Origin of the sequence: Mucilaginibacter sp. NFR10 (assembly GCF_900100445.1) — a bacterium.
Taxonomy (GTDB): domain Bacteria; phylum Bacteroidota; class Bacteroidia; order Sphingobacteriales; family Sphingobacteriaceae; genus Mucilaginibacter; species Mucilaginibacter rubeus.
Genome location: NZ_FMTV01000003.1, coordinates 430,655 through 456,469, shown reverse-complemented (window position 1 = coordinate 456,469; position 25,815 = coordinate 430,655). Strand labels below are relative to the sequence as shown.

At 43.6% G+C, this 25,815-nt stretch carries 22 protein-coding genes; 13 read left to right on the top strand and 9 right to left on the bottom strand.

Going from position 1 to position 25,815, the window contains the following annotated elements:
- The first annotated feature begins 9 nt into the window (after positions 1-9).
- From araA to BLP33_RS13050, 9 genes are all read left to right on the top strand, one after another.
- A complete protein-coding gene (gene araA / locus BLP33_RS13090) occupies positions 10-1,500 on the top strand; it encodes an L-arabinose isomerase (protein ID WP_090528894.1) in 1,491 nt (496 codons plus the stop codon).
- A 512-nt stretch (positions 1,501-2,012) separates the two neighbouring features.
- Positions 2,013-3,713 (top strand): sodium:solute symporter family transporter, encoded by a 1,701-nt coding sequence (locus BLP33_RS13085; RefSeq protein ID WP_090528891.1) that lies wholly within the window; start codon positions 2,013-2,015, stop codon positions 3,711-3,713.
- 17 nt (positions 3,714-3,730) lie between these two features.
- A complete protein-coding gene (gene fsa, locus BLP33_RS13080) occupies positions 3,731-4,390 on the top strand; it encodes a fructose-6-phosphate aldolase (protein ID WP_090528887.1) in 660 nt (219 codons plus the stop codon).
- Between the two features lie 211 nt (positions 4,391-4,601).
- Entirely contained in the window at positions 4,602-5,774 is a 1,173-nt protein-coding gene (locus tag BLP33_RS13075) for an aldose epimerase family protein (protein WP_254780127.1), read from the top strand.
- Positions 5,775-5,781: 7 nt separating this feature from the next.
- Positions 5,782-7,749, top strand: coding sequence for an alpha-L-arabinofuranosidase C-terminal domain-containing protein (locus tag BLP33_RS13070; RefSeq protein ID WP_090528884.1), 1,968 nt, complete (start codon positions 5,782-5,784; stop codon positions 7,747-7,749).
- A gap of 3 nt (positions 7,750-7,752) precedes the next feature.
- Entirely contained in the window at positions 7,753-8,757 is a 1,005-nt protein-coding gene (locus BLP33_RS13065; RefSeq protein ID WP_254780125.1) for a family 43 glycosylhydrolase, read from the top strand.
- 236 nt (positions 8,758-8,993) lie between these two features.
- Positions 8,994-9,971, top strand: a complete 978-nt coding sequence (locus BLP33_RS13060; RefSeq protein WP_090528881.1) for a glycoside hydrolase family 43 protein — start codon at positions 8,994-8,996, stop codon at positions 9,969-9,971.
- A 210-nt stretch (positions 9,972-10,181) separates the two neighbouring features.
- Positions 10,182-12,119, top strand: coding sequence for an alpha-amylase family glycosyl hydrolase (locus tag BLP33_RS13055; RefSeq protein ID WP_090528878.1), 1,938 nt, complete (start codon positions 10,182-10,184; stop codon positions 12,117-12,119).
- A 168-nt stretch (positions 12,120-12,287) separates the two neighbouring features.
- Positions 12,288-12,479, top strand: a complete 192-nt coding sequence (locus BLP33_RS13050) for a cold-shock protein (RefSeq protein ID WP_090528875.1) — start codon at positions 12,288-12,290, stop codon at positions 12,477-12,479.
- Between the two features lie 135 nt (positions 12,480-12,614).
- Here the strand turns inward: BLP33_RS13050 and hemH are convergent, their stop codons facing one another.
- The 9 genes from hemH to BLP33_RS13005 form a co-directional block, all read right to left on the bottom strand.
- The gene (gene hemH, locus BLP33_RS13045) at positions 12,615-13,634 is read right to left on the bottom strand and encodes a ferrochelatase (protein WP_090529663.1); all 1,020 of its coding nucleotides are present in this window, start codon (positions 13,632-13,634) and stop codon (positions 12,615-12,617) included.
- A 457-nt stretch (positions 13,635-14,091) separates the two neighbouring features.
- Positions 14,092-14,781, bottom strand: coding sequence for a fatty acid desaturase (locus BLP33_RS13040; protein ID WP_090528872.1), 690 nt, complete (start codon positions 14,779-14,781; stop codon positions 14,092-14,094).
- 28 nt (positions 14,782-14,809) lie between these two features.
- Positions 14,810-15,661, bottom strand: a complete 852-nt coding sequence (locus BLP33_RS13035) for a 4-hydroxy-3-methylbut-2-enyl diphosphate reductase (protein ID WP_090528870.1) — start codon at positions 15,659-15,661, stop codon at positions 14,810-14,812.
- A gap of 93 nt (positions 15,662-15,754) precedes the next feature.
- Positions 15,755-16,432 (bottom strand): carotenoid biosynthesis protein, encoded by a 678-nt coding sequence (locus tag BLP33_RS13030; protein WP_090528867.1) that lies wholly within the window; start codon positions 16,430-16,432, stop codon positions 15,755-15,757.
- Positions 16,411-17,499: a glycosyltransferase family 2 protein gene (locus BLP33_RS13025; protein WP_090528865.1), complete on the bottom strand. Its 1,089-nt coding sequence runs from the start codon at positions 17,497-17,499 to the stop codon at positions 16,411-16,413. The genes BLP33_RS13030 and BLP33_RS13025 overlap by 22 nt, the downstream gene beginning before the upstream one ends.
- Before the next feature lie 3 nt (positions 17,500-17,502).
- Positions 17,503-18,129, bottom strand: a complete 627-nt coding sequence (locus BLP33_RS13020) for a 1-acyl-sn-glycerol-3-phosphate acyltransferase (RefSeq protein ID WP_090528862.1) — start codon at positions 18,127-18,129, stop codon at positions 17,503-17,505.
- Between the two features lie 121 nt (positions 18,130-18,250).
- Positions 18,251-18,874, bottom strand: coding sequence for a lysophospholipid acyltransferase family protein (locus BLP33_RS13015; protein ID WP_090528860.1), 624 nt, complete (start codon positions 18,872-18,874; stop codon positions 18,251-18,253).
- A gap of 2 nt (positions 18,875-18,876) precedes the next feature.
- Positions 18,877-19,686, bottom strand: a complete 810-nt coding sequence (locus BLP33_RS13010) for an alpha/beta fold hydrolase (protein ID WP_090528857.1) — start codon at positions 19,684-19,686, stop codon at positions 18,877-18,879.
- Between the two features lie 223 nt (positions 19,687-19,909).
- Entirely contained in the window at positions 19,910-21,160 is a 1,251-nt protein-coding gene (locus tag BLP33_RS13005; protein WP_371328323.1) for a 3-deoxy-D-manno-octulosonic acid transferase, read from the bottom strand.
- A 153-nt stretch (positions 21,161-21,313) separates the two neighbouring features.
- Between BLP33_RS13005 and BLP33_RS13000 the strand changes: the two genes are divergently transcribed.
- The 4 genes from BLP33_RS13000 to rfbB all read left to right on the top strand — a co-directional run bounded on the left by BLP33_RS13000 (position 21,314) and on the right by rfbB (position 25,814).
- Positions 21,314-22,630, top strand: coding sequence for a UDP-glucose dehydrogenase family protein (locus BLP33_RS13000; RefSeq protein ID WP_090528852.1), 1,317 nt, complete (start codon positions 21,314-21,316; stop codon positions 22,628-22,630).
- Entirely contained in the window at positions 22,627-23,610 is a 984-nt protein-coding gene (locus BLP33_RS12995) for a UDP-glucuronic acid decarboxylase family protein (protein WP_090528849.1), read from the top strand. Before BLP33_RS13000 ends, BLP33_RS12995 begins: the two co-directional genes overlap by 4 nt.
- A gap of 113 nt (positions 23,611-23,723) precedes the next feature.
- Complete coding sequence (galE, locus tag BLP33_RS12990; protein ID WP_090528847.1) at positions 23,724-24,746, top strand: UDP-glucose 4-epimerase GalE; 1,023 nt, start codon at positions 23,724-23,726, stop codon at positions 24,744-24,746.
- A gap of 15 nt (positions 24,747-24,761) precedes the next feature.
- Positions 24,762-25,814, top strand: a complete 1,053-nt coding sequence (gene rfbB / locus BLP33_RS12985; protein ID WP_090528844.1) for a dTDP-glucose 4,6-dehydratase — start codon at positions 24,762-24,764, stop codon at positions 25,812-25,814.
- Position 25,815 lies beyond the last annotated feature (1 nt).

Sequence of the window (25,815 nt, the reverse complement as noted above, 5' to 3'; positions counted from 1 at the left end):
TTAATTATAATGATCGATCTGAAAACATTTGAAGTATGGTTCATTACCGGGAGCCAGAATTTATACGGAGAAGAAACACTGAAAAAAGTTGCCGAGCACTCGCAGGAAATTGCTAAAGGTATTGATGGCGCTGCCAATATTCCTGTGCGGGTAGTGTACAAACCAGTTGTTAAATCAACCGAAGAAATCTATAACACTTTACAGCAGGCTAACGTTGCCGAAAACTGTATCGGTGTTATTGCCTGGATGCATACTTTTTCGCCTGCCAAAATGTGGATCAGGGGCTTAAGTATCCTTAAAAAACCGATGCTGCACCTGCATACCCAATATAACCGCGATATTCCATGGAGCTCAATTGATATGGACTTCATGAACCTGAACCAAAGCGCCCATGGCGACAGGGAATTCGGTTTCATGGTATCACGCATGCGCATGAACCGTAAAGTGGTTGTTGGCCACTGGCAGGATGGCGAAGTGTTGAAAGACATTGAAAGCTGGAGCCGCGCGGCTGCCGGCTGGTACGATTGGCAAGGCGCTAAGTTTGTTCGCTTTGGCGATAACATGCGCTTTGTAGCTGTTACCGATGGTGATAAAGTTGAGGCCGAATTGAAATTTGGTTTCGCTGTAAATACTTATGGTATTGGTGATTTAGTAGCCGTAGTTGACAGTATCAATGATGCTGAGGTTAAATCCCTTACAGATGAGTACGAAGCTACTTACACTATGGCCGATGACCTTAAGCAAGGCGGCGCAAGGTATCAGTCGGTTTATGACGCTGCTAAAATTGAACTTGGCTTACGTAAATTTTTACAAGATGGCGGCTTCAAAGGTTTCAGCGATACGTTTGAAGACCTGCATGGCATGATCCAGTTACCGGGTATTGCCTCACAGCGCTTAATGGCCGATGGCTACGGTTTTGCCGGCGAAGGCGACTGGAAAACCGCTGCCCTGGTACGTGCATTCAAAATAATGGGTGCTGGTTTACCAGGCGGTAACGCTTTCATGGAAGATTATACTTATCACTTCGATCCGAACAATGCTTTGGTTTTAGGCTCACACATGCTTGAAGTTGATAGCAGCTTAGCCAACGGTAAAGCAGCATTAGAAGTACATGCCTTAGGTATTGGTGGCAAGGCGGATCCTGCACGTTTGGTATTTAATGTAGCCGGTGGTGCTGCGCTCAATGCTTCAATTGTGGATATGGGCAACCGTTTCCGTTTAATTGTTAACGAGGTTGAAGCCATCGAGCCGGTTGAAGATCTACCGAAATTGCCAGTTGCAAGGGTGCTTTGGAAACCACTGCCCGATATGAAAACCGGTTGCGCAGCCTGGATCTACGCCGGTGGTGCACACCATACCGCATACAGCCAAAACCTGTCGGCCGAGTTGATCAATGATTTCGCTGATATGGCTGGTATTGAGTTTTTGCGTATAGGCAAAGACACCAAGCTTGATCAGTTCAGGAACGAGATCAGGTGGAATGACGCGGCGTATAAATAGCCCCAGCCCCCTCTAAATCTCCCCCAGAAGGGGAGACTTGGAAAAAAATATAAGATAGCCGCCGCTCGGCTCTGGCCGAGTGGCAACTATTAAGCGGCCTCTGGCCGCTGGGATTGGAGTAGCAGGCCAGCGGCCTGGGGATAATAGCCACTCGGCTGGAGCCGAGCGGCGGCGTTTTTTTTAAAGACTTACGAAGTTTTTAAAACTTCGTAAGTCTTAAGTTCTGCGCTGTTTCGCGTTAGGGATAGAAGCGGATACCGGCCACGTGGCTAAGGCCTTGTGCAGTATGAGCGGATAGCCCGGCCGCAGGCAACGCCATTGCGAATTTTCGATTTCGGAATTGTCTGAACTCGAATTCATGGAATTAAGGAATTTATTTAGTATGATATTAATTTCTTTATTCCACAGGTTTCGGTTCAAAAAAAATGAGAAGAGTATAAACTTAACCAATGCTTTAAAAAGCCCTCACCCTTAGGGGAGGGTTGGGAGGGGCAACTAATTTAAACCAAATAATGAACAAATTTTCCACTATCGATTACGTGATCTTCGTAATCTATTTTATTGTAGTTACGAGCTACGGGTACTGGGTATACAGCCGTAAAAAGATCAAAGGCGTATCTGATAGTCACGACTTTTTCCTGGCCGAGGGGTCGCTTACATGGTGGGCCATTGGTGCTTCGCTAATCGCGTCGAATATATCTGCCGAGCAATTTATAGGCACCAGCGGACAGGGTTTTGCCGTGGGTTTGGCCGTTGCAGCTTACGAATGGGTTGCTGCCATAGCGCTGATTATTGTGGCTGTATGGTTTATACCGGTATACCTCAAAAATAAGATTTTCACCATGCCGCAATTTCTGCATACGCGGTATAATGAAACGGTAAGTTTTATCATGGCCATTTTCTGGCTATTGTTGTATGTGTTAGTTAACCTAACTTCTATACTTTACCTGGGTGCATTGGCCATTAACAACTTAATGGGTGGCGGATACCTGCACGAGATCATTATCGCGCTGTCTATTTTTGCCTTGTTCATTACCCTTGGCGGTATGAAGGTGATCGGTTTTACCGATGTTATACAGGTATTGGTGCTGGTTGTTGGCGGTTTGGCTACCACTTATATAGCGCTTACTTTGGTAAGCGAGCATTTTGGTTTGGGCAAAGACGCTATGGCAGGCTTAAATAAAATGATGAGCGATGCACCAGATCACTTTAAAATGATGATGGCTAAACCTAAGCCGGGCGCTCCGCAGGCAGAGATCAACAAATACCTTGCGCTGCCTGGTATTGCTATGTATTTTGCCGGTCAGTGGATCGTGAACCTGAACTACTGGGGCTGTAACCAATACATCACACAAAGGGCTTTGGGTGCTAATCTGAAAACTGCCCGTACAGGGATCCTTTTTGCAGGTTTAATGAAACTGGCTATGCCTGTTATAGTGGTATTACCGGGTATTGCTGCTTACGTATTGTACAAAAACGGTGGCTTGCAACAAGAAATGGCATCGGGTGGGCACTTCAACTCAGATAATGCTTACTCGGCTATATTGGGCTTTTTACCAACCGGCTTAAAAGGTCTTTCGGTTGCAGCTTTAACTGCTGCTATAGTGGCTTCATTAGCAGGTAAGGCAAATAGTATCAGTACCATCTTTACGCTTGATATCTACAAAAAACATATCAGCAAAGAAGCCAGTGAAAAGAGTATGGTTAATGTAGGCAGGCTTACTATTTTGGCTGCATTAGTGTTCTCTATCATGCTTACCTGGAAAGATCTTTTAGGCATAGGCGGCGAAGGCGGCTTTACCTTTATCCAGAAATACACCGGCTTTATCAGTCCGGGGATCTTCGCCATTTTTATTTTAGGTTTCTTTTGGAAACGTACCACAGGCGCAGCCGCTATTGCGGGCATCTTGACAGGTTTTGGCATGTCGGTATTGTTCAATAACTATGCACCAAAATTGTTTGGTAACGAAACCCTGCTTTATACAGCTTTCCCTAATGGAAAAGGCGGCTATGAAATTCCGTTCCTGATTTGTATGGGGCTGTCATTCATGTTCACCATTATTGTGATGGTGGCCATCAGCCTTGCCGGACCGAAAGTTAATCCGAAAGCATTTGAAATTCCGCGTAGTATGTTCAAGGTTGAGAAATCAACCATGGCATTAATTGTAGTTACACTTATCCTGCTTACCATGCTTTATGCTAAATTCTGGTAAGTACAATAATTTATAAAATGAAGTTTTTTATTGACACAGCCAACCTGGCACAAATTAAAGAAGCCCACGACCTGGGCGTATTAGACGGCGTTACCACCAACCCATCTTTGATGGCTAAAGAAGGTATTACCGGCCATGAAAATATCATTAACCACTACAAAGCCATTTGCGAAATTACCGATGGCGATGTGAGCGCCGAAGTAATATCAACCACCTTTGATGAGATGGTTGCCGAAGGCGAAGCGCTGGCAGCTCTTCACGAGCGCATTGTGGTAAAGCTGCCCATGATAAAAGATGGCGTAAAAGCTTTAAAGTATTTTAAGCAAAAAGGAATTAAAACCAATTGTACGCTGGTGTTTTCGGCAGGCCAAGCCCTGTTGGCGGCTAAGGCTGGTGCTACTTACGTATCGCCGTTTATTGGTCGTTTAGATGATATCTCAACTGATGGTTTGCAACTGATTGAAGATATCAGGCTGATTTATGATAACTACGGTTATGAAACACAGATCCTGGCAGCTTCGGTACGCCACGCTATGCACATTGTTAACTGTGCTAAGCTTGGGGCCGATGTGATAACCGGTCCGCTGAGTGCTATTACCGCTTTGCTAAAACATCCGCTTACAGATAACGGACTTGCGCAGTTCCTGGCCGACCATGCCAAGGCTGCAGGTGTTTAGTTGAAATATTTGATTTTTGAATAAGAAAGTCCCGCGCGAGGCGGGCTTTTTTAAATTAAATATTTTAAGTGTTTTTTTAACAATTATAAATTAATTTTTATACATTGGTCTCACTGATTCCCAAACCATTAGTTAAACCAATTTATTTGTTCCGGAAATTATAATAGTTAAACGGCAAATGCTTTAAAAAGCAAGCTAACAACCTCAAATTATGAAGAATAACAAGAATTTATTAATGATGTTAAGCTGTTCGGCAGCGCTTTTTGCGGCTTGTAACGGTAATCCAAAAGCAACTGATTCAACCGTGAAAGATTCAACCTCGGTAACTACCCAGTCAATACCCGATTCGGCCAATTTTGAGGCCGATGTACAGGGGCAAAAAGTTAAACTCTTTACCCTGAAAAATAACAGCGGCGCAACAGTGGCCGTTACCAATTATGGCGGCAGGCTGGTAAGCTTACTGGTACCTGATAAAGACGGTAAAGCTACCGATGTTATTTTAGGTTACGATTCATTGAAAAGCTATCAAAAACCAAAGGAGCCGTATTTCGGCGCCATTATAGGCCGCTATGGTAACCGCATTGCCAAAGGTAAATTTACTCTTGATGGCAAAGCTTACCAATTGGATATTAACGATGGTGTAAACACCCTGCATGGCGGCTTCAACGGCTTTTACGGAAAAGTGTTTGCTGCTAAACAACTGAGCGCATCACAACTGGAACTTACCTATGTTTCAAAAGACGACGAAGGCGGTTATCCGGGCAATTTAACTGCAACGGTGGTTTATACCCTGGGCGATGATAACGCGCTTAAGATTGAATACAAAGCTACTACCGATAAAACTACCATCGTTAATTTAACCAATCACGCATACTTTAACCTGAATGGCGCGGGCAACCCAACTATTACCGACAATGTACTGCAGATAAATGCGGATGCATTTTTGCCGGTAGATACCACGTTGATCCCGACAGGCAAGCTGCAGCCGGTTAAAGGTACCCCATTTGATTTTACCACTTCAAAAACCATTGGTAAAGACATTAGCATTGCCGATGAGCAACTGAAAAACGGTAAAGGTTATGATCATAACTTTGTGTTGAACAAGCATGACCTTAGCACCCCAATCGCTACTGTTAAGAGTACAGTTACCGGCATTACTATGGAGGTATTCACCGAAGAGCCCGGCTTGCAATTTTACTCAGGCAATTTTTTAACCGGCGAAACCAAAGATGGCAAAGGCGACAAAGCTTATCCTTACCGTTCGGCGTTTTGTTTGGAAACCCAGCATTTTCCTGATGCGCCAAATCAGCCGGCGTTTGCTTCAACCGTGTTAAAGCCTGGTCAAACTTACCATACGGTCACCATTTACAAATTCTCCAAATAAATAAGTGATGCTAAAAAGAGCTTTTTTAATGCTGTGTGCTGCCGGTACTTTTACCGCGCTGCATGCGCAAACACAATATACCATAACGGTTGATAAGGTAAAGGCACACATTCAGCCTACCATGTATGGGATATTTTTTGAGGATATTAACCTTGCTGCCGATGGCGGTGTTTATGCCGAGTTGGTAAAAAACCGTTCGTTTGAGTTTAACATGCCTTTGATGGGATGGAAAGAGCAAAAAAAGGATGGAGGTGATGGCCGCACTGAAGTGATCAACCGTGCTGTTGAACGTCCGGAGAATGCGCACTTTATAAAAAGCTACATCACAAGTGATGCGGGTTTCTATGGTTTCTCTAACGAGGGTTTCCGCGGGATGGGTGTTAAGGAAGGCGAGGAATACAGCTTTTCGGTAATGGCAAAACAAGACGGCGATACCAACGTAAAGCTGAACATTGAACTGCACGGCGACAATGATGCCATTATAGGTAAGGCAGAGCTTACACCAACTGATAAAGAATGGAACCGTTATAGCGTGAAATTTAAATCGGACGCTACAACGCAGAAAGCACAGTTGTATGTTTGGATGAGCGGTAAGGGCGTAATCGACCTGGATATGATCTCCCTATTCCCCGAGCACACCTGGAAAAACCGCCCGGGTGGCCTGCGTGCCGACCTCGTACAGCGATTGGCTGATCTTAAGCCTGGCTTTTTACGTTTCCCCGGTGGATGTATTGTTGAAGGCCGCGAGTTGAGCAACCGCTATCAGTGGAAAAAAACTATCGGCGCGGTTGATAAACGCGAGAATATCATTAACCGCTGGAATACCGAGTTTAAACACCGTCCAACGCCTGATTATTACCAAACTTTCGGTCTGGGCTTTATGGAGTATTTCATGACTGCCGAGGATATTGGCGCTTCGCCTCTGCCTATCCTGAATTGCGGTATGGCCTGCGAATTCAACACCGGTGAGCTGGTGCCTTTGGATAAACTTGATCCTTACGTACAGGACGCGCTCGACCTGATTGAGTTTGCTAATGGCGATGCCAGCACCAAATGGGGTAAGCTGCGTACCGATCTCGGTCACCCGGCACCGTTTAATTTAAAAATGATCGGTGTAGGTAACGAGCAATGGGGCCCGCAATATATCGACCGTTGGAAAATCTTTACCAAAGCCATCAAAACTAAATACCCGGATATCAAGATCGTATCGGCTTTAGGCCCATCACCTGATGGTAAAGAGTTTGAACTGTTAAATAAAACCTTCCGCGGTTTAGGTGCCGATATTTTGGATGAGCATTATTATGCGCCTGCAAAATGGTTTAGGGATAATGCCCGCCGTTATGATAACTACGACCGTAAAGGCCCTAAGATCTTCGCCGGTGAATATGCTGCGCAAAGCAAATCAACCGTAAACCCCGATAACAAAAACAATTGGGAATGTGCATTGTCTGAAGCGGCCTTCATGACCGGTTTGGAGCGTAATGCCGATGTAGTGAACATGGCTTCATACGCCCCTCTTTTCGCACACGTAGAAGGCTGGCAGTGGACACCAAACCTGATCTGGTTTGATAACCTGAAAAGTTATGCTACGCCGAATTATTATGTGCAGCAACTGTTTTCCATTAATAAAGGAACAGATGTAGTGCCGCTTACGTTAAACAACGAAGCCGTAGCCGGCCAAAATGATAGCTATGCTACTGCCAGTTTAGATAAGAATACCAATGAACTGGTGATCAAATTTGTGAATACCAGCACTTCGGCACAAAATGTAAGCTTTAAGATTACCGGCTCAAAAGGTTATCAAAAACAGGCCACGGTTACTACACTGAAAGCCGATGACAAGGATGCCGAAAATTCATTAGCCACGCCCACAGCAGTTAGCCCTGTTGAAAGCACTATTGACATTTCAGGCAATACCTTAAAGCTGGCAGTTGAGCCGTACTCATTCAAAGTAGTAAGGCTTAAAAACAAATAATCGTTGAAAAAGATCCTTCTGATCATATCCTTATTGTTCCCGGGCATTTTCTGCAATGCCCAGGAATTAAGGACTGATATATCGGTACACGACCCGGTAATGATCCGGCAGGATAGCACTTACTACATCTTCTGTACAGGTAATGGCATTGCTATGTGGTCGTCAGGCGATAGGGTATATTGGAAGGCTGAGAAACCTGTATTTGCAACGCCCCCGCAATGGGCAGTTGATGCTATCCCCGGTTTTAAAGGGCATATTTGGGCACCGGATATTTCGCTTTACAACGGGCTGTACTACTTGTTTTATTCTGTATCGGCCTTTGGCAAAAATACTTCGGCCATAGGTGTGGCGACCAATGCCACGTTGCATACCAATGATCCAAACTATAAATGGATTGATCATGGCAAGGTAACTCAATCTATCCCCGGTAAAACCAACTGGAACGCCATCGACCCTAATTTAATTACCGATAAAGACGGTACACCATATTTGGTTTTCGGCTCGTTTTGGGATGGATTAAAATTGGTGAAGCTGAATAAAGACAGGTTAAGCGTTGCGGAAAATATTGATAACATTCCAACCATTGCAACACGCCGAAAAATAGCAACGGAAAATCTACCCGCTGTTGACGGTAATCCTGTTGATGCAGGAGGCAATGCCATTGAAGCGCCCTTTATATTTAAGCACGATAAATATTTCTACCTATTTGCCTCGATAGATTATTGCTGTAAAGGGCCGAAGAGCACTTACAAAATGATTATCGGTCGTTCAAAAAAATTGAAGGGACCATACCTGGATAAAGAGGGCGTGTCAATGAACAAAGGCGGTGGCAGTATCCTGTTGGCAGGTGACACTAACTGGTATGGCGTGGGCCATAATGGCGTAAGTACTTTTGACGGGGTAGATTATATCATCTTCCATGGCTATGATGCGGCGGATAGGGGGATCTCGAAACTGAGGGTAGAGAAGCTGGATTGGGTTGATGGATGGCCGGTGATAGGGAAATAACTTCTGGATGATGTTACCTGTGAGGACACGGGACGGGGGAAGAATAGAAATAAGAGGGCCGGGAAGTGCGATTCCCTCCCTTGGGAGGGTGTAGGGAGGGGTTTCTTCGCCGCGCAAATTCCATGGTAAAGCGTACAAACCCCTCCCAACTACCACACTCACCAATCGCACCCCTCCCGAGGGAGGGAATTGAAAAGACTCGTAGGCTTAATGCCCATGATTTAAAATTGACTAATATGAAAATATCACAATACCTGATCGCATTAGGCCTGGCATTTGGCAGCCTGACATACGCCAATGCCACAACCCGCGATACCACTTTCCATTCGGATGGTAATCCCGTCATCAGGCACAAGTATACCGCCGATCCGGCGGCTATGGTTTATAAGGATAAGGTATACCTGTACACCGGCCATGATGAAGCTGCTACCGGCCATAACGGCTATACTATGCACGACTGGACCTGCTTCACTACAACCGATATGGTGAACTGGACAGAGCATCCTTCGCCTATGAATGTTAAGGAGTTTAAATGGGCTAAGGATGATGCATGGGCTTCGCAGGTGATTGAACGGAACGGCAAGTTTTACTGGTATGTGGCTGTTGAACATGGCACTATTCATGGCAAAGCTATTGGCGTGGCGGTATCTGACAGTCCGTTGGGGCCGTTTAAGGATGCGCGCGGCAGTGCTTTGGTTACCAATGATATGACCAAAGCCGTTAAGCATTCCTGGGATGATATTGACCCAACAGTTATTATTGATAAAGACGGGCAGGCCTACCTGTTTTGGGGAAATGGCATTTGCTATTATGCTAAGCTAAAAAGCAACATGACCGAACTTGACGGCGAGATTAAAACCATCACCCTGCCGCATTACACCGAAGCGCCGTGGATCCACGAGCGTAACGGCTGGTATTATTTATCTTATGCTTATGAGTTTCCCGAAAAAATAGCGTATGTTATGAGCCGGAATATCAATGGCCCGTGGGAATATAAGGGGATCATTAACGAAATAGCTGGAAATTCTAATACCAATCACCAGGCTATTATTGAGTTTAAAGGCAAATGGTATTTTATATATCATAACGGGGCGTTAGTGCCTGACGCTGGCAGTTTCCACCGTTCCGTTTGCATCGATTATTTGTATTACAATAAAGATGGGAGCATAAAGCGGGTGATAATGACCAGCGAAGGGGTTAAGCCAGCCAAATAATTAGTCCCACTCAAGCCTTCCCCGGGTAGGTAGGGCTTTAAGGTTGTCCTGACATGATAGTCCAAAGGGCGAATTATTCCGGTTGATAAATACATAATTTGATGAAAAGTAATTTTACCAATTATTTTACTGATATTGCATTGCTGAAGCAATATGGCCTGTAACCAGTTGGCTATGATTGCTTTGGTAAGAAACCAATTATAACAAAATATGATCATTAAAAATGTTTACTTATTACTTGCCGGACTTTTATTGGCCGGTTTTACTTCATGCAAAAAGAAAGAAGTTTTGCCGGGTAATTCCGGGAACGTTCCCGGAATTACGGTGGTAAACACCGGAAAGGCGTTGCCGGCGGGTGCAAAAGACGGGGTTACCTTTATCAATTCGGGTAAATCGGTAATTTTTAACCTGTATGCGCCGGGCAAAAAATCCGTATCAGTAACAGGTGATTTTAACGGTTGGGATGTAAATGACACCAAGGCCGTGATGAACAACACACCCGATGGCAAACGCTGGTGGGTACAAATAGATAACATCGATCCCGCTGCTGAATATGGTTATCAGTTTTATATTGATAAATCATTGAAGGTAGCTGATCCATATACCGAAAAGGTGCTTGACCCTGATAACGATTCATACATTTCTTCAGATACCTATCCCAACTTAAAAAAGTATCCAACCGGGAAAACTACCGGTAATGTAAGCGTTTTTCAGGCCAATCAGCCTGCGTATAGCTGGAAAAACACCAGCTTTACCCGCCCCGATAAAAAGAACCTGGTTATTTATGAATTATTATTACGAGATTTTATTGATGCCCATAACTATCAAACCCTTACAGATACTTTGAAGTATCTCTCAAACCTGGGAGTTAATGCTATTGAACTGATGCCTTTTAATGAGTTTGAAGGTAATCTTTCATGGGGGTATAATCCGTCTTTTTATTTTGCGCCTGATAAATACTACGGTACCAAAAACGCCTTGAAAGCTTTTATTGATGAGTGCCACTCGCGGGGTATAGCGGTGATCCAGGATATGGTGCTTAATCATTCCTTTGGCCAATCACCAATGGTACAGATGTATTTTAATACAACAGCAGGTAAACCTGCGGCCAACAACCCCTGGTATAATGTGGATCCAACGCATCCTTACAATGTCGGCTACCAGTTTAACCATGAAAGCGCCGACACTAAATATTTTGTAAAAAACGTGCTCAAATTCTGGATGACGGAGTATAAGATAGATGGTTTCCGCTTTGACCTTTCAAAAGGTTTTACCCAGGTTAACTATGGCACGTCTGATGCAGCCGTGAACGCATGGAGCCAATATGATGCCAGTCGTGTAGCCATCTGGAAAGATTATAACAACTACATCAAAAGCATCGATAATAATAATTTCTACGTAATACTGGAACATTTTGCGGCTAACCAGGAAGAAAAAGAACTGGCCGGCGAAGGCATGATGCTTTGGAACAACCTGAACTATAATGCCAACGAAGCTACTATGGGCTGGCTAACCAACTCCAATTTTCAGGGTTTGTTTTATGATCAGCATACGTTTACGCAGCCGTATAACCTGGTAGGCTATTTTGAAAGCCATGATGAGGAACGCCTGCAGTTTAAAAATGAAAGTTATGGCAATGCGGTTGGCAGCTACAATGTAAAAGATAAAAACACAGGTTTGGCGCGCGAAGAAATGGCAGCCGCGTTCCTGTTTTCGGTTCCGGGACCTAAGATGCTGTGGCAGTTTGGCGAGCTTGGTTACGATGTAAGTATTAACCAGGGAGACCGCACCAGCAATAAACCTATCTACTGGAACTATAACACTGATCCTAACAGGAGGCATTTATATGGTGTTTATGCAAAGATGATTAAGATGAAGGAAAAGAACGCTGTATTTGCCTCAACCAATTATACTTATGATCTTGCCGGTCCCATTAAAACAATCCAACTAAAAGATGCCGGCGCGAATGTTGAGGTGGTAGGCAATTTTGACGTGGTGCCGCAAACCGGCAATATCAGCTTCCCGGCTACCGGAATCTGGTACGATAACATTACCAAAACCAGTATAAGTGTAACATCATTGCAATATTCCATGACGCTGAAACCCGGCGAATATCATGTTTACAGCAGTGTTCCTTTACAGCAATAACGAGGTTAAAACACTAAGTGTTAAGGCTTCAGGGAGTTGATAAATGCTGTTTTTACGACGTAGTTTTCAACAGGGAATTACACTTCCGAAAACTTTAAACGTGTAATGGCCTTATTTTTAATTGATTGTTAATAATTAATGTTACCTTTGTAGTAATTAAATAAAAATATAATGCAAGGAACAGTAAAATTCTTTAATGAAACCAAAGGTTTCGGATTTATTACGCCAACTAATGGTGGTGCCGAAGTTTTTGTACACGTATCAGGCCTGATCGACACTATCCGTGAAAACGATAGCGTTACCTACGATGTAGAGCAAGGCAAAAAAGGCTTAAATGCGGTAAATGTAAAAGTAGGTTAAACTATCAATTATATAAAAATCGTACAGCATTTGTTTAGCAATGGGCAGATGCTTTTTTTATACAATAAAAAAAGCCTAACGTATGCTATAAAACAGCTCCGTTAGGCAATAATTATATTCAACAGGGGAGTTTTCCTAAAAAGGCTTTACCATCTGCACTAAGGCATCAATAAATTTAGGTGCATCATTCAAACTCTCAACCAGTTGCACATGCTCACCGCCGAGGGCTTTAAATTCGTCACCATATTCGGTAGTTACTTCATATACGGTTTCAAGGCAGTCGGCTACAAAGGCGGGACAAAATACCAGGAGACGTTTTTTACCTTCGCCGGCCAGTTTGGCTACAATTTCGCTGGTGTAAGGCTGCACCCATGGGTCGTTGCCCAGGCGCGATTGAAAGCAGATGGTATATTTCTCTTTCGGAATGCCCATTTTTTCAGCTATCAGTTTCGCGGTATGGTGCGATTGTGCCGAATAGCAAAACCTGTTGGCATCAGTAAGCGTTTCACAGCAGCCTGCAGATTTAAGGCAGGTATTATGAGTATGATCGGCTTTAATCAGTTGCCTTTGCGGCAGTCCGTGAAAGCTAAATAAAACATGATCGTACGTTTCAGGATTATATTTTTGAGCGTTATCAGCAAAAGTTTCAATCATCAGCTCATTATCATGGAAAGAGTTGATGAACGTAATATTTGGCGATGTTGGCCATTTGCCAACAATGTCCATCACCTTTTCATAAACAGACCCGGTACTGGCCGAGGCATATTGCGGAAACAAAGGGATTACCTGGATACTTTCAACGAGGGCTGCCTTCAGTTTCTCCAAAGCCGATTCGATAGAAGGGTTTTGGTAACGCATAGCCAGCTCAACCATATAGTCATCGCCAAGGCGCTGTTGCAAGGCCCGCTGTTGTAAAATGCTGTAGTGTAACAGCGGTGAGCCTGTTTTAGGATCCCAGATGGCCTGGTACAATTTGGCCGATTTAGGCGCCCTGAACGGAACAATAAGGCCTTTAACTAAAAGGGTACGTGAAATGGCCCCGATATCAATAACCCGCGGATCCATCAAAAATTCATTTAAATAACGCTTTACATCTGCTGTGCTGGGGCTATCCGGGGTGCCCAGGTTAATCAGTAAAATTCCTTTTTTAGCCATAACTGTAGGCGCAAAAATAGCAAAAAATGCCCCGTAAGTTATGACGGTGGTCACAATTTACAAATAAATGAGGTGTAAGGTTTATTTATTCCCTGTCACAGTATACTCCCGTTATTATAGGGGACGAAGCAATTTCCAGCTTTGCAGGGAGATTTGCACGATTACCTGTCTGTTTGTGGGGATTGTTTCGTTTTTTTATTATGATGTGATTGTAATGTGTTGATTATTAAGGCTTTTTTGAATGGGTTTCATGATATGGGCGTTGCCTGCGGCCCGGGCTTTACGCTGCAAATCCTCGCCTTGTCTGTACGCACTGAGGCTTGCACAAGGCTGTGGGTTTTCCGCTGCAATCCCTAACGCTGCCCCGCGCAACATCCCTAAATATATTTTATGTGTCATTACGATTTTTTCCGAGCTTAATAGTGGATACGATGACGAGCAGCGGATTATGGATTGGTTAATCTCTGCTTTTCGGCAACGGAGCTTTCCACAATCTCCACCACGGTACACCAGGCGATTCATGGTGCTCATAATGATAACCAAAAAAATAGCAGCTAAAAAATGCAGCCAAATGATTACGGCGTTGGCTCCGGGCAAAGTGCCGGTTATCGTGTTCGCCTTTATGCGGTTGGTACGTACCAAAGTAAAATAACTGTAATGTGCTCAGTAATGATGGTACAACCCAAAACACGATCAGGTTTGGCTGTGGTATCCAAACCTTCAGGATATTGAATACAACAGCCATCACCACAATTTGCCATATGGACAGGTAATTGCGGATAAATTGTACATACCACGCAAAAAAGCTGCCCTGATGATAGTCCGGATCTTCATGTGTATGTACATGGTTGTGGTGCCTGTGGTGTTTGGTGTACAATTGCGGGTACCAGAACGAGGCATATAGGAACGTGCTGAGGTAACCCACAAAGTTATTTAAGCCCTTATCAGGCGAAACTGTACCATGCATAGCATCATGTGCGGTGATGAACAGCCCGGTATAAAGGTGCATTTGCACCAGCATCAGTACATAAACAAGAGGATTGCCGAAGCTGAAATGCCATTGCATCAGCAATGTAATGCTTGTTGCCCAGCAGCCAATTACCAGCGCGGCCACAAATAAACCAATATTTGACGGACTTTTTTGCATGTTACCTATTACAGCAAAAAGCGTGCTGTTAAAAGCTTTCTATAGCGGCTTTTACTTTCTGCATCAGCCACATGGGGGTTGACGTTGCACCGGCAATACCAATGGTATCATTTGGCGCAAACATGTTTTTATCCAGTTCGTCGGTTGAGGATATGAAGTAAGTATTGCGGTTGTGCTTGCGGCATACTTCATACAATACCTTACCGTTTGAAGATTTCTTGCCCGATACAAAAACAATCTTATCAAAGCGCGTTGCAAATTTGGGCAGGTCTTTATCCCGGTTACTTACCTGGCGGCAAATAGTATCATTAGCCTTAAGGGCGTAGCCGCGTGAAATAAGCTCATCTTTAACCGAGTAGAATTTATCCATACTCTTGGTGGTTTGGCTATACAACGTAATGTTGTGCGGCAGTTCTACATTGTCAAGCTCGGCAATATCCTGGAAAACTATCGCTTCATCATTGGTTTGTCCCTGCAGGCCAACCACTTCTGCGTGACCGTGCTTGCCAAAAATCAGGATCTTCTCGTTCGAGTCATATGAGGTTTTGATGCGGTTTTGTAGTTTAAGCACTACCGGACATGAGGCATCAATAAGGGTGATGTTATTCTCTAAAGCCGTACGGTAGGTGTCGGGAGCTTCACCATGGGCACGGATGAGCACCTTTTCATTACGGAGATCTTTAAGCTGGTCGTGTTCAATGATACGCAGGCCTTTTGCTTTAAGGCGTTCAACTTCCTCGTCATTATGCACAATATCGCCAAGGCAGTACAGGTAGCCATCTTCTTCTAAAATCTCCTCAGCCATATCAATGGCATAAACCACCCCAAAGCAAAAGCCCGAATCCTGGTCAATAGTAACCTTTAACTGATAATCTCCCATGGTGCTGCTAATTTACGGCAAAAATAACCGTTGATTGTAATGATTGCGTTGATTTTGATGATTATTATATCACTAAATAGTTGATCCCTTAGCTCAATACATCAAATTCAAGACAGCAAAAAATACAAATTGTGCAATCAGTAATGCCGGACCAACAATAGCTTGCCGCTTAAATTTAAACTGCTCAAATATAAAAAGCAGCAATGCACTCAGCGCAAACCAGCAAACATAGTTTTTAAACGGAACGCCGGCATCCAGCCAATGCCAGTAATCAAAATGTATGGCAATAGGCTCAATCAGTACATCGAGCAAGGTAAGGACCATAGATCCCGTAAATATCCTTACCCAGGTATTTTGAAGCCTGCTTCGCTGCAGGATACCCCCCGCGGCATAGATCAGCAGGAACCAATTTACCCCGATCATTAGGGGGATTTCAAATAGTTTGATGCCAAGTGTGCTGCCATACTGATAATGCCCGAAGAGCCAACCGGTATGTACACCGATGTATTCGGCCAGGAAGCCGATGCCGAAGGTGGTCAATGCAAACAGCAGAAACCTGCTGTCAAAATTGTCATAACTATAAACGATAATCCCAAGCATCAATAGTAAATGCCATGGTACCAGGGTTATAAATAATACGGTTAATGAGGGGATAATAAAGCCTGTCAACCCTACCAAATGAAACAGGAAAATAACTATGATACAGATCCTGTTTTTTGCCGGGGCAGAATTATCGGATGCTATGGGCTTCAAATTTTTCGCCCTTTCCACATCGTGGTTTTGGTAAGATACCTTTGGATGGATAAAACAGCCACAATCAGCAGGCTAAACATTTGAGCAGGATGTAAAAGGATGTTATACTCCGTTTTTTGACCGGCCGAAAGGGAGATCATGATCCGCGTAAGAAAAATAAGGCCTGCGGTAAAAAGTATCAGCGGCATGTTCAGGGTTGTCAGGATAATCAGCGGACCGGCAATAGTGATGGTAATGTACACCAAAAAACCAATGATGCTGTAGTTAAACGCCGCCAGGAAATTTTTACTGAACCCGTTTATAGCTTCGCCATAGCCCCGGTACATGCGGCAGCTGATCATGCCGTTGGCCAGCAGTGCCTCACCATTATAACGCTCTGCTTTTATGAGGCGCATGATCTCCACGTCTTCCACCACCTTGTTTTTTACCGCTTTGTGCCATTGGTGTTTATGATAAATGGCAGCATCAAACAACATAAACTGCCCGCTGGCGGCTGCTACTGAGGCGTTTTTTAATATATATACCAGGCGTAAAGGCAGCAGGTTTAGCAATATGAAATGCATGAGAGGTACTACCAGGTTCTCGCCAAAGGTAAGCATGGTTTGATTGCTGAACAGGCTTAGTAAACCCAGCTGGTGCAAATGCATACGGTGTACCGCGCTGTTGATAAGGCGGTTACTAACTTGTTCGTCAGCATCCAAAAACAGCAGGTATTTACCATCGGCCTGTTTAGCCATTTGATGGCAGGCGTAATTTTTTCCCATCCAGCCATCCGGTAATTTACCTCCCTTTAACACCCTGAAATGAGGGTGACCGGCGGCAAATTCAGTACAAACCTGATAAGTATCATCGCTTGAATCATCGTCATAAATAATAACCTCGTAGTTGTTATAATCTTGCTGATGAATGGAATTTAACAGGGTTAATATGTTTTCGGCCTCGTTACGTGCAGGGATCAGGATAGAAACTTTATCCGAATAATACCGCCCTATATGGGGCAGCTTAGGGTTGGAGATATAATTGAATAGCGTTACCGCAAACCTGAGTATGATAAAAAAGAGGGTTATTAATATAGCTATGGTCACTTTTTATATATCAAATTCGGTTTGCAGCGCTTTAGAGGCTTCATAATGCCTTTGGTAAGCCTCTTGTAATTTACTTATGCTTTTACCGGTGTAATTTTCTGGTTCGTTTTTTAAATAAACGGTTGCCGTTGCCTTTTTATGTTTAAAGTATTGAATAAAAGTTGAAGCAAAAACGAGCTGGAAATTCCCGTTTGCTTTTTCAATGATCCTCATAACCCCCTTTTCAAAGTGTATGCCGGTAACAAAGTTAGCATACAGTTTGCCCTGCGGAAACATCAAAACCAAATTTACCGGATCGGTAAGCAATCCGGCAGCATAGTCAAGTGATTGGATGATACTTTTTGAATCTTTTTTTACCGAAAAAGCACCTACATATTTCAGGAAGCGCTCGTTACGGGCAGTCTCTTCCAGGATCATGACATGTAACTTTTTCTTCAGCAATTTATCGTTTACGCAATATAATATCAACCCATCCCAAAAACTAAAATGGTTGCCTATCAGCAGCACCGATTTGTTTTTATCAATCACAATATCGTTAAACAATAGTTCATGAAACGTTTTGCCAACTATCCATTTAATATAATAATGGACAATACGGTTCATGAAAAAGTTTTCTTTATTGCGGATCATATTTTACACGAATGTATTGCATGTCGGCTACAATTTTATCGAATTACACGAAATTTGCTGATGGCTTATCAAATGGAATTAGCACCAATTCGAAACAATTCAGGAAATTAGTGTCAATTAATTAGTGCTCCATATTGATCTGGTTCTTCAACGCTTGCTGATGCGCGTTATTAATGTTCTCCTTCAACTGCTCAAAACTAAGTTCGCCGGCAACACCTAAATCAAACAAATGAACATAGGCACGGGGCTTCAGGCTTTCAAAGTAATCGATCAGGGTACAATGATAAACCACCTGACAGGGGCCTTTTATCTGTCGCATCAGTTTATAAACACCGGTTTCAACACGGATATGCGTTTCATGGTTTGAATAGAGCTCGCCCTGTGGAAATATCACGATGAGGTTATCAGGATCATTTAATATCCCGGCCGAGTAACTGAGCGAGTCGAGTATTGCCCTTGACCCTTTTTGAATAGAGTAAGCACCAATGTATCGAAAATAACGATGCTGATCGAACTGGTCCTGCTGCATCATGATGTAGAATTGCTTTTTAAGATCATAAACAGCTGTCCGGTTAGCAATGAAACCATCCCACCAGCTAAAATGATTGGTCAAAAGCAATATTGAATGGCCGGAGCGTGGCTCAAAGGGCTGTACATTAACCTCTTTAAAATTACGACCGATCCACCATTTTACGCAACGGATGAATAGTTTACTCCAAAATTTCTTTTTACGCGAAGGTACCATGTTTATTTAACTAAATACTCGTCAAGTGCCTTTGTAACCAACCAGTGCCCAAGTTCAATTTCATGCACTTCGGCATTATGGAGCATTCCTAAAAATGGCATTGCCGCCGATTTAGGGAAAAGCTTATCGTGCCTGCCAAATATCAGCAAACATTTAATTTTATGCTGATTGATTAGTTGTGCTACTTTCTGCACATCAGGCTTTAACTGCCTGATCAAATTTAGGGTATAATAGGTGTCAAGCCGTTTTTGTTCGGTATCAATTTCATTATAAGCTATGCGGTAAAGGCTTTCGTCAATAGCGCCAACGGTTTTCATGCTTTTAACTAAAAAAGGCGCCAGCCATTTGCTTTTTGTGGCCGTACGGAAAATTGCGCGTCCAAGCTTATTATGCAATATAAAATGAAAGCCTTTAAATACAGCCAGGCCATCAGGAGCCATTAAAATGATGTCATCGATCATATCGGCATATTCCTCAACCAATATCAGGGCCAGGTTGGCGCCTATAGAATAACCCATTACCGAAAAACGTTGCCGGCCGTGAAGCTTAAACCATTCTTCCATGTAGCTGCGTACCATGGTTTTGGGCATCCCGGCCACGATCTGTTGTTCTGTCCAGCCATCCAGCCTGCTTTCGCCGTGAAAAAAGTGATCAAAACCATAGATGTGATATTGGGGTAGGATAGATTGATCAAGTACATGAAACTGTTTCCCGGTCATGCCATAGCCATGAAAGGCCAGCAGCGGCTTTTGACCGGTACCATATTCGTGAAAATGTGCTTTGCCCAGGCCGGGCAGATGTAAAAAACCCATTAAGGCAATATTAAGAATTTATGGCTTTTGTACAGTAAACAACCATGTTTTGTTTTGAATGATGGAATAGTCTTTTTATAAATTGTCATTTCGATGAACGGCGGAGGTGGCGAAGCGGGGCGCGAAGAGAAGTCTTCTGCTTCCTGCAAATCCACCATACATGGTTTACTTACCGGGTGTACAAGATTTCTCACCCGTTCCTCATATGATAAATGACATTTTTTTATTTATCGATATACTTCATGATCATGTCCGTAGCCCCTACGTTTTCTTTCACATAATTAAATACCTTTTTACGGGTAATATTATAAAACGCCTCGTCATTAACCAGTGTGCCAACAATATCTTTTAATTCTGTTTCATTGCTGATGCTAAAACCAGCTTTAATGGCTATAAGTTCCTTGGCTTCGTTAAATTTCTGATAATTAGGGCCAAAAATAACCGGCAGACCGAACGCGGCTGCCTCCAGGGTATTATGAATTCCCACACCAAAACCTCCGCCTATATAAGCAATATCGGCGTAGGCATAAAGCGACGAAAGCATGCCGATATTATCTATCACCAGCGATTGAAGATTGTTAGATGTAAGCGATTGGTTAATAAAATCTCCCGACTTCAGACCTTCGGCTTCGGTTTTTAGCTGTGAAAACGTGATGGCTTTTCCTTCCGGAAGCAACTCTATCAAGTTATTGATCTTTTCTTCCGGTATTTCATGCGGAGCGAAGATGAATTTCCAGTTGGGATATTGGATTACCAGTTTAGCCAGGAAGGCTTCATCTTGCGGCCAGGTGCTGCCCGCGATAAACAGTTTGTGCCCGTTTTTAAATTCTTCAATCAGGGGCAATTGTTTAGGATTTTGTGCATTGGCCCAAACGCGGTCAAAACGGGTATCACCACTCACCGATGTATTGGTAATGCCTATGTTTTCCAATAGCTGCTTAGAGCTGTTATCCTGTAAAAAAAAGTGGCTTACCAGGCTTAATATTTTGCGGTTAAAACCGCCATACCATTTAAAAAACACCTGTTCGGGTCTGAAGATGCCCGATACGATATACAGAGGGATGTTACGCTTGTTTGTTTCATTAAAGAAATGGAACCAGTACTCGTATTTAGTAAAAATGACAATTTCGGGGTTAATGGCATCAATAAACCTGCGGGCGTTTCGGGCGGTATCCAAAGGCAGGTAATAAACATAGTCGGCAAGCGGTGTGTTTTTCCTGATCTCATATCCCGAAGGAGAAAAAAAAGTGACTACTATTTTCTTTTTGGGGTGTAAATTTCTCATTGCTTCCAGTATAGGCCTTCCTTGCTCAAATTCGCCAAGTGAAGCAAAATGAAACCAAATACTGCTTTCTATACGTACAAAGACAGGATTTTTACGCCCTGCAACCCAAAGTTTTGCCTTGTTGTTAAACAATGCGGCAAAACGGATAAAAAGGGAATATAATTTGATACCTATATTATATAATAACATCAATTTTAATGCTGAATGATTATCTTAGCCGGGCATAAAAGTAATAACAATAATTACAATATTAGTTTATGGCCCGCCCGGTGCTATAATAAGTCGGTTATATGATTGATCATACAAATATTGCTTACTTAAAATTAAAACACATTTAACACTATGAAAATTGCAGTAATTGGTACTGGCTATGTAGGCTTGGTAACGGGAACTTGTTTAGCCGAAACGGGAAATGAAGTAACCTGTGTGGATATCGTGGAAGAAAAAGTAAACAAGATGCGGAATGGCGAGATGCCGATCTATGAACCGGGTCTTGATATTTTATTTCTGCGTAACATTAAACAGGAAAGACTAACCTTTACCACTAATCTTGCCGAAGCAATAGCCCCGGCCAAAGTGATCTTTTTGGCGTTACCAACGCCTCCGGGCGCCGATGGGGCAGCCGATTTGAGCTATGTACTTGGCGCGGCAAAAGATATAGCCAAACTGATCACCGAATATAAAGTGATCGTAACCAAATCAACGGTACCGGTAGGGACGGCGGATAAGGTAACCGCAGTGATGAAAGCCAATACCGATGTTCCGTTTGCGGTGGTATCCAACCCAGAGTTTTTACGCGAAGGTGTAGCCGTAGAAGACTTCATGAAACCGGATAGAGTAGTGATCGGTACAACGGATGAAAAAGCCCGCCAGGTAATGGGCGATTTATATGCACCCTATGTGCGCCAGGGCAACCCGATATTATACATGGACGAACGCTCATCCGAGCTAACCAAATATGCAGCCAACTCATTTTTAGCCACCAAGATCACGTTCATGAACGAGATTGCCAACATGTGCGAGCTGGTAGGGGCGGATGTAGATATGGTACGCAAGGGGGTAGGGGCAGATGGCCGCATTGGCAAACGCTTCCTGTTCCCGGGTGTTGGTTATGGGGGCAGCTGTTTTCCTAAAGATGTGCAGGCTTTGTCCAAAGCAGCCGAAGAAAATAAATACGACTTCAAGATCCTGAACTCGGTGATGGAAGTGAACGAAACTCAGAAGAAACGGCTGGTAGTTAAAATGCGTGAATATTATGGTGAAGGCGGACTGAAAGGAAAACATTTTGCCCTGTGGGGACTGGCTTTTAAACCGGAGACCGACGATATCCGCGAAGCACCGGCACTGTACATTATCGATGAGCTATTAGCAGCCGGGGCAACAGTAACCGCCTACGACCCGGAAGGCATGCCAAACGTTAAGAAACTACTTGGCGATAAGATAAGCTATGCCACCAATCGGTACAATGCCCTTGATGATGCAGATGCTCTGTTGATTGTGACCGAATGGCCGGTATTCCGTACGCCAGACTTTGACTTTATGAAGGAAAAGCTGAAGTCGCCGGTGATCTTTGACGGGCGTAACCTGTATGACCTGGACAGGATGAAGGAATATGGGTTTTATTATAACAGTATAGGCCGTAAAATAGTAGCAATATGACAGCAAGAAAAAGGATCCTGATTACAGGAGCGGCCGGTTTTTTAGGCTCGCACCTGTGCGATAGGTTTATTAAGGAAGATTATCATGTGATCGGGATGGATAACCTGATCACCGGCGATTTGAGGAATATAGAACATTTGTTCAAACTGGAGAACTTTGAGTTTTATAACCATGACGTATCCAAGTTTGTTTATGTACCGGGCGAACTACATTATATCCTGCATTTTGCCTCACCGGCCAGCCCGATAGATTATCTGAAAATTCCGATCCAGACATTGAAAGTAGGCTCACTGGGAACCCATAACCTGCTGGGACTGGCCCGGAACAAGAAGGCACGGATGCTGATCGCCTCCACCTCGGAAGTATACGGCGATCCGAACATCAACCCTCAGCCAGAGGAATATTGGGGTAATGTAAACCCGGTAGGCCCGAGAGGGGTGTATGATGAAGCCAAAAGATTCCAGGAAGCTATTACCATGGCTTACCATACCTTCCACGGGTTGGAAACCAGGATCGTTAGGATTTTCAATACTTATGGTCCAAGAATGCGACTGAACGACGGAAGGGTATTACCGGCTTTTATAGGGCAGGCACTGCGGGGCGAACCGCTGACGATGTTTGGCGACGGCTCACAAACGCGGTCGTTTTGCTATGTAGATGACCTGATAGAAGGGATCTACAGGTTGCTGCACAGCGATTACGCCCAGCCGGTGAACATCGGCAACCCGGACGAAATCACGATAAAACAATTTGGCGAGGAGATCATTAAGCTGACGGGCACCAACCAGGAGCTGATCAGCCTGCCTTTGCCAACGGACGATCCGAAGCAACGCCGCCCGGATATTACCAAGGCCAAAGCTATATTAGGCTGGGAGCCAAAAGTATCCAGGAGTGAAGGTTTGAAGATCACTTTAGAATACTTCAAGTCGTTGCCCGAACATGAAATAAACCATAAAGACTTTACCTATTACAATAAGTAAGGGTAACCAGGCCGGAAATTAATTTTTTTGGCCTTTTTTATAATATAAAAGCGGATGAATTGTCACAATCTGCTTACTTTGCCGAACATTCAAACATACTCTCTATTTAAACCATGAAAATATTAGTAACAGGCGGTTTGGGTTTTATTGGTTCGCACACCGTTGTTGAGCTGGTTAACGCGGGGTATGACCCCATTATCGTTGACGACCTGTCGAACTCGGATCCTAAAATATTAGATCAGCTTACAAAGATCTTAGGCTTTACCCCGGTATTTCATAAGCTTGATCTTTGCGATGAAGCCGCCGTTAGATCACTTGCACTCGCCGAACCCGAAATAAGTGGTATCATCCACTTTGCAGCCTTTAAAGCAGTGGGCGAATCGGTAAAAAAACCGATGAAATACTATCGGAATAATTTCTATTCGCTTATCAATCTGCTCGAAGCTTATTACGGTAAGGCTATCAATTTTGTATTTTCATCAAGCTGCACAGTTTACGGACAGCCCGAAAAATTACCCGTTACTGAGAATGCCCCGGTGCAGCCTGCACAATCTCCATATGGTAATACCAAGCAAATAGCCGAAGAAATTTTGGTTGATATGGTAAATTCCGGCAGCGATTATAAAGTGATTTCGTTGCGTTATTTTAACCCTGTGGGTGCCCATGAGTCTGCTTTGATTGGAGAGTTGCCAATAGGAGTGCCACAAAACCTGGTGCCTTTTATTACACAAACTGCCATCGGCAAACGCGAAAAAATAACCGTTTTTGGCAATGATTATAACACGCCTGATGGTAGCTGCATCCGCGATTATATTCACGTAGTTGATTTAGCTAAAGCCCACGTTGCCGCGTTAAGACTTGCCGAAAAAGACGAATTTAAAGGTTATGATGTATTTAACCTGGGCACAGGCAACGGCACTTCAGTGTTGGAAGTAATTCATGCTTTTGAAAGCACAACAGGCGAAAAACTGAACTATGAAATTGGTCCGCGCCGCGAAGGTGACGTAGAGCAGGTTTGGGGCGATGTTACTAAATCATCAACCAAACTTGGCTGGACGGCCGAACTGGGTATTGGCGAAATGATGTCATCGGCCTGGGAGTGGGAAAAATATATTGCTCAAAATCCTTTCAATTAATATCAACAGCAGGGAATGAAAAAGATCATTATAACAGGGGGCGCTGGTTTTATTGGTTCGCATGTAGTGCGCAGGTTTGTGAAAAACTATCCTGATTACAGCATTGTTAATTTAGATAAGCTTACTTATGCGGGTAACCTGGCCAATTTAAAGGATATTGAAAATGAACCTAATTATAAGTTCGTAAAGGGAGATATTGTTGATATTGCTTTTATTAATGAGCTTTTTGCGGCTGAAAATCCAGATGCGGTGATCCATCTTGCTGCCGAATCGCACGTAGACCGGTCGATCACTAACCCCCTTGATTTTGTGATGACCAATGTGGTAGGCACCGTAAATTTATTGAATACCGCCCGCGAGCATTGGAAAGGCAAATATGATCAAACCCGTTTTTATCATGTTTCTACCGACGAGGTATACGGTACGCTTGGTGAAGACGGCATGTTTACCGAAGAAACCGCCTATGATCCGCATTCACCATATTCGGCTTCAAAGGCAGGTTCTGATCATTTTGTGCGGGCCTACCAGGATACTTATGGCATGGATACCGTTATATCAAATTGCTCAAACAATTACGGATCATTCCATTTTCCGGAAAAACTTATTCCGCTGGCAATTAATAATATTAAGCAAAGTAAACCTGTACCGGTATACGGTAAGGGCGAAAATATCCGCGACTGGCTTTGGGTTGAAGACCATGCGCGGGCAATTGACGTAATTTTCCATAATGCCAAATCGGGCTCAACCTATAATATAGGTGGGCATAACGAATGGAAAAATATCGACCTGATCAAATTGCTTTGCAGTATATTGGACAAAAAATTAGGCAGGGTTGAGGGAGAATCGGCTAAGTTGATCACTTTTGTGACAGACAGGGCCGGGCATGACCTGAGATATGCTATCGATGCAACCAAATTAAAAAATGATTTAGGTTGGGTGCCGGGTATAACTTTTGAGGAAGGTTTGGAAAAAACAGTTGATTGGTACCTGGCTAATGAAGATTGGCTTAATGATGTAACGTCAGGACATTACCAGCAATATTACAGCAGTCAGTATAACGATAGATAAA

Coding starts and splice junctions, on each gene's coding strand:
- araA (WP_090528894.1), top strand. CDS start 10: ATGATCGATCTGAAAACATTTGAAGTATGGTTCATTACCGGGAGCCAG.
- BLP33_RS13085 (WP_090528891.1), top strand. CDS start 2,013: ATGAACAAATTTTCCACTATCGATTACGTGATCTTCGTAATCTATTTT.
- fsa (WP_090528887.1), top strand. CDS start 3,731: ATGAAGTTTTTTATTGACACAGCCAACCTGGCACAAATTAAAGAAGCC.
- BLP33_RS13075 (WP_254780127.1), top strand. CDS start 4,602: ATGAAGAATAACAAGAATTTATTAATGATGTTAAGCTGTTCGGCAGCG.
- BLP33_RS13070 (WP_090528884.1), top strand. CDS start 5,782: ATGCTAAAAAGAGCTTTTTTAATGCTGTGTGCTGCCGGTACTTTTACC.
- BLP33_RS13060 (WP_090528881.1), top strand. CDS start 8,994: ATGAAAATATCACAATACCTGATCGCATTAGGCCTGGCATTTGGCAGC.
- BLP33_RS13055 (WP_090528878.1), top strand. CDS start 10,182: ATGATCATTAAAAATGTTTACTTATTACTTGCCGGACTTTTATTGGCC.
- hemH (WP_090529663.1), bottom strand. CDS start 13,634: ATGGCTAAAAAAGGAATTTTACTGATTAACCTGGGCACCCCGGATAGC.
- BLP33_RS13040 (WP_090528872.1), bottom strand. CDS start 14,781: ATGCAAAAAAGTCCGTCAAATATTGGTTTATTTGTGGCCGCGCTGGTA.
- BLP33_RS13035 (WP_090528870.1), bottom strand. CDS start 15,661: ATGGGAGATTATCAGTTAAAGGTTACTATTGACCAGGATTCGGGCTTT.
- BLP33_RS13020 (WP_090528862.1), bottom strand. CDS start 18,129: ATGATCCGCAATAAAGAAAACTTTTTCATGAACCGTATTGTCCATTAT.
- BLP33_RS13015 (WP_090528860.1), bottom strand. CDS start 18,874: ATGGTACCTTCGCGTAAAAAGAAATTTTGGAGTAAACTATTCATCCGT.
- BLP33_RS13010 (WP_090528857.1), bottom strand. CDS start 19,686: ATGGGTTTTTTACATCTGCCCGGCCTGGGCAAAGCACATTTTCACGAA.
- BLP33_RS13005 (WP_371328323.1), bottom strand. CDS start 21,160: ATGTTATTATATAATATAGGTATCAAATTATATTCCCTTTTTATCCGT.
- BLP33_RS13000 (WP_090528852.1), top strand. CDS start 21,314: ATGAAAATTGCAGTAATTGGTACTGGCTATGTAGGCTTGGTAACGGGA.
- BLP33_RS12995 (WP_090528849.1), top strand. CDS start 22,627: ATGACAGCAAGAAAAAGGATCCTGATTACAGGAGCGGCCGGTTTTTTA.
- galE (WP_090528847.1), top strand. CDS start 23,724: ATGAAAATATTAGTAACAGGCGGTTTGGGTTTTATTGGTTCGCACACC.
- rfbB (WP_090528844.1), top strand. CDS start 24,762: ATGAAAAAGATCATTATAACAGGGGGCGCTGGTTTTATTGGTTCGCAT.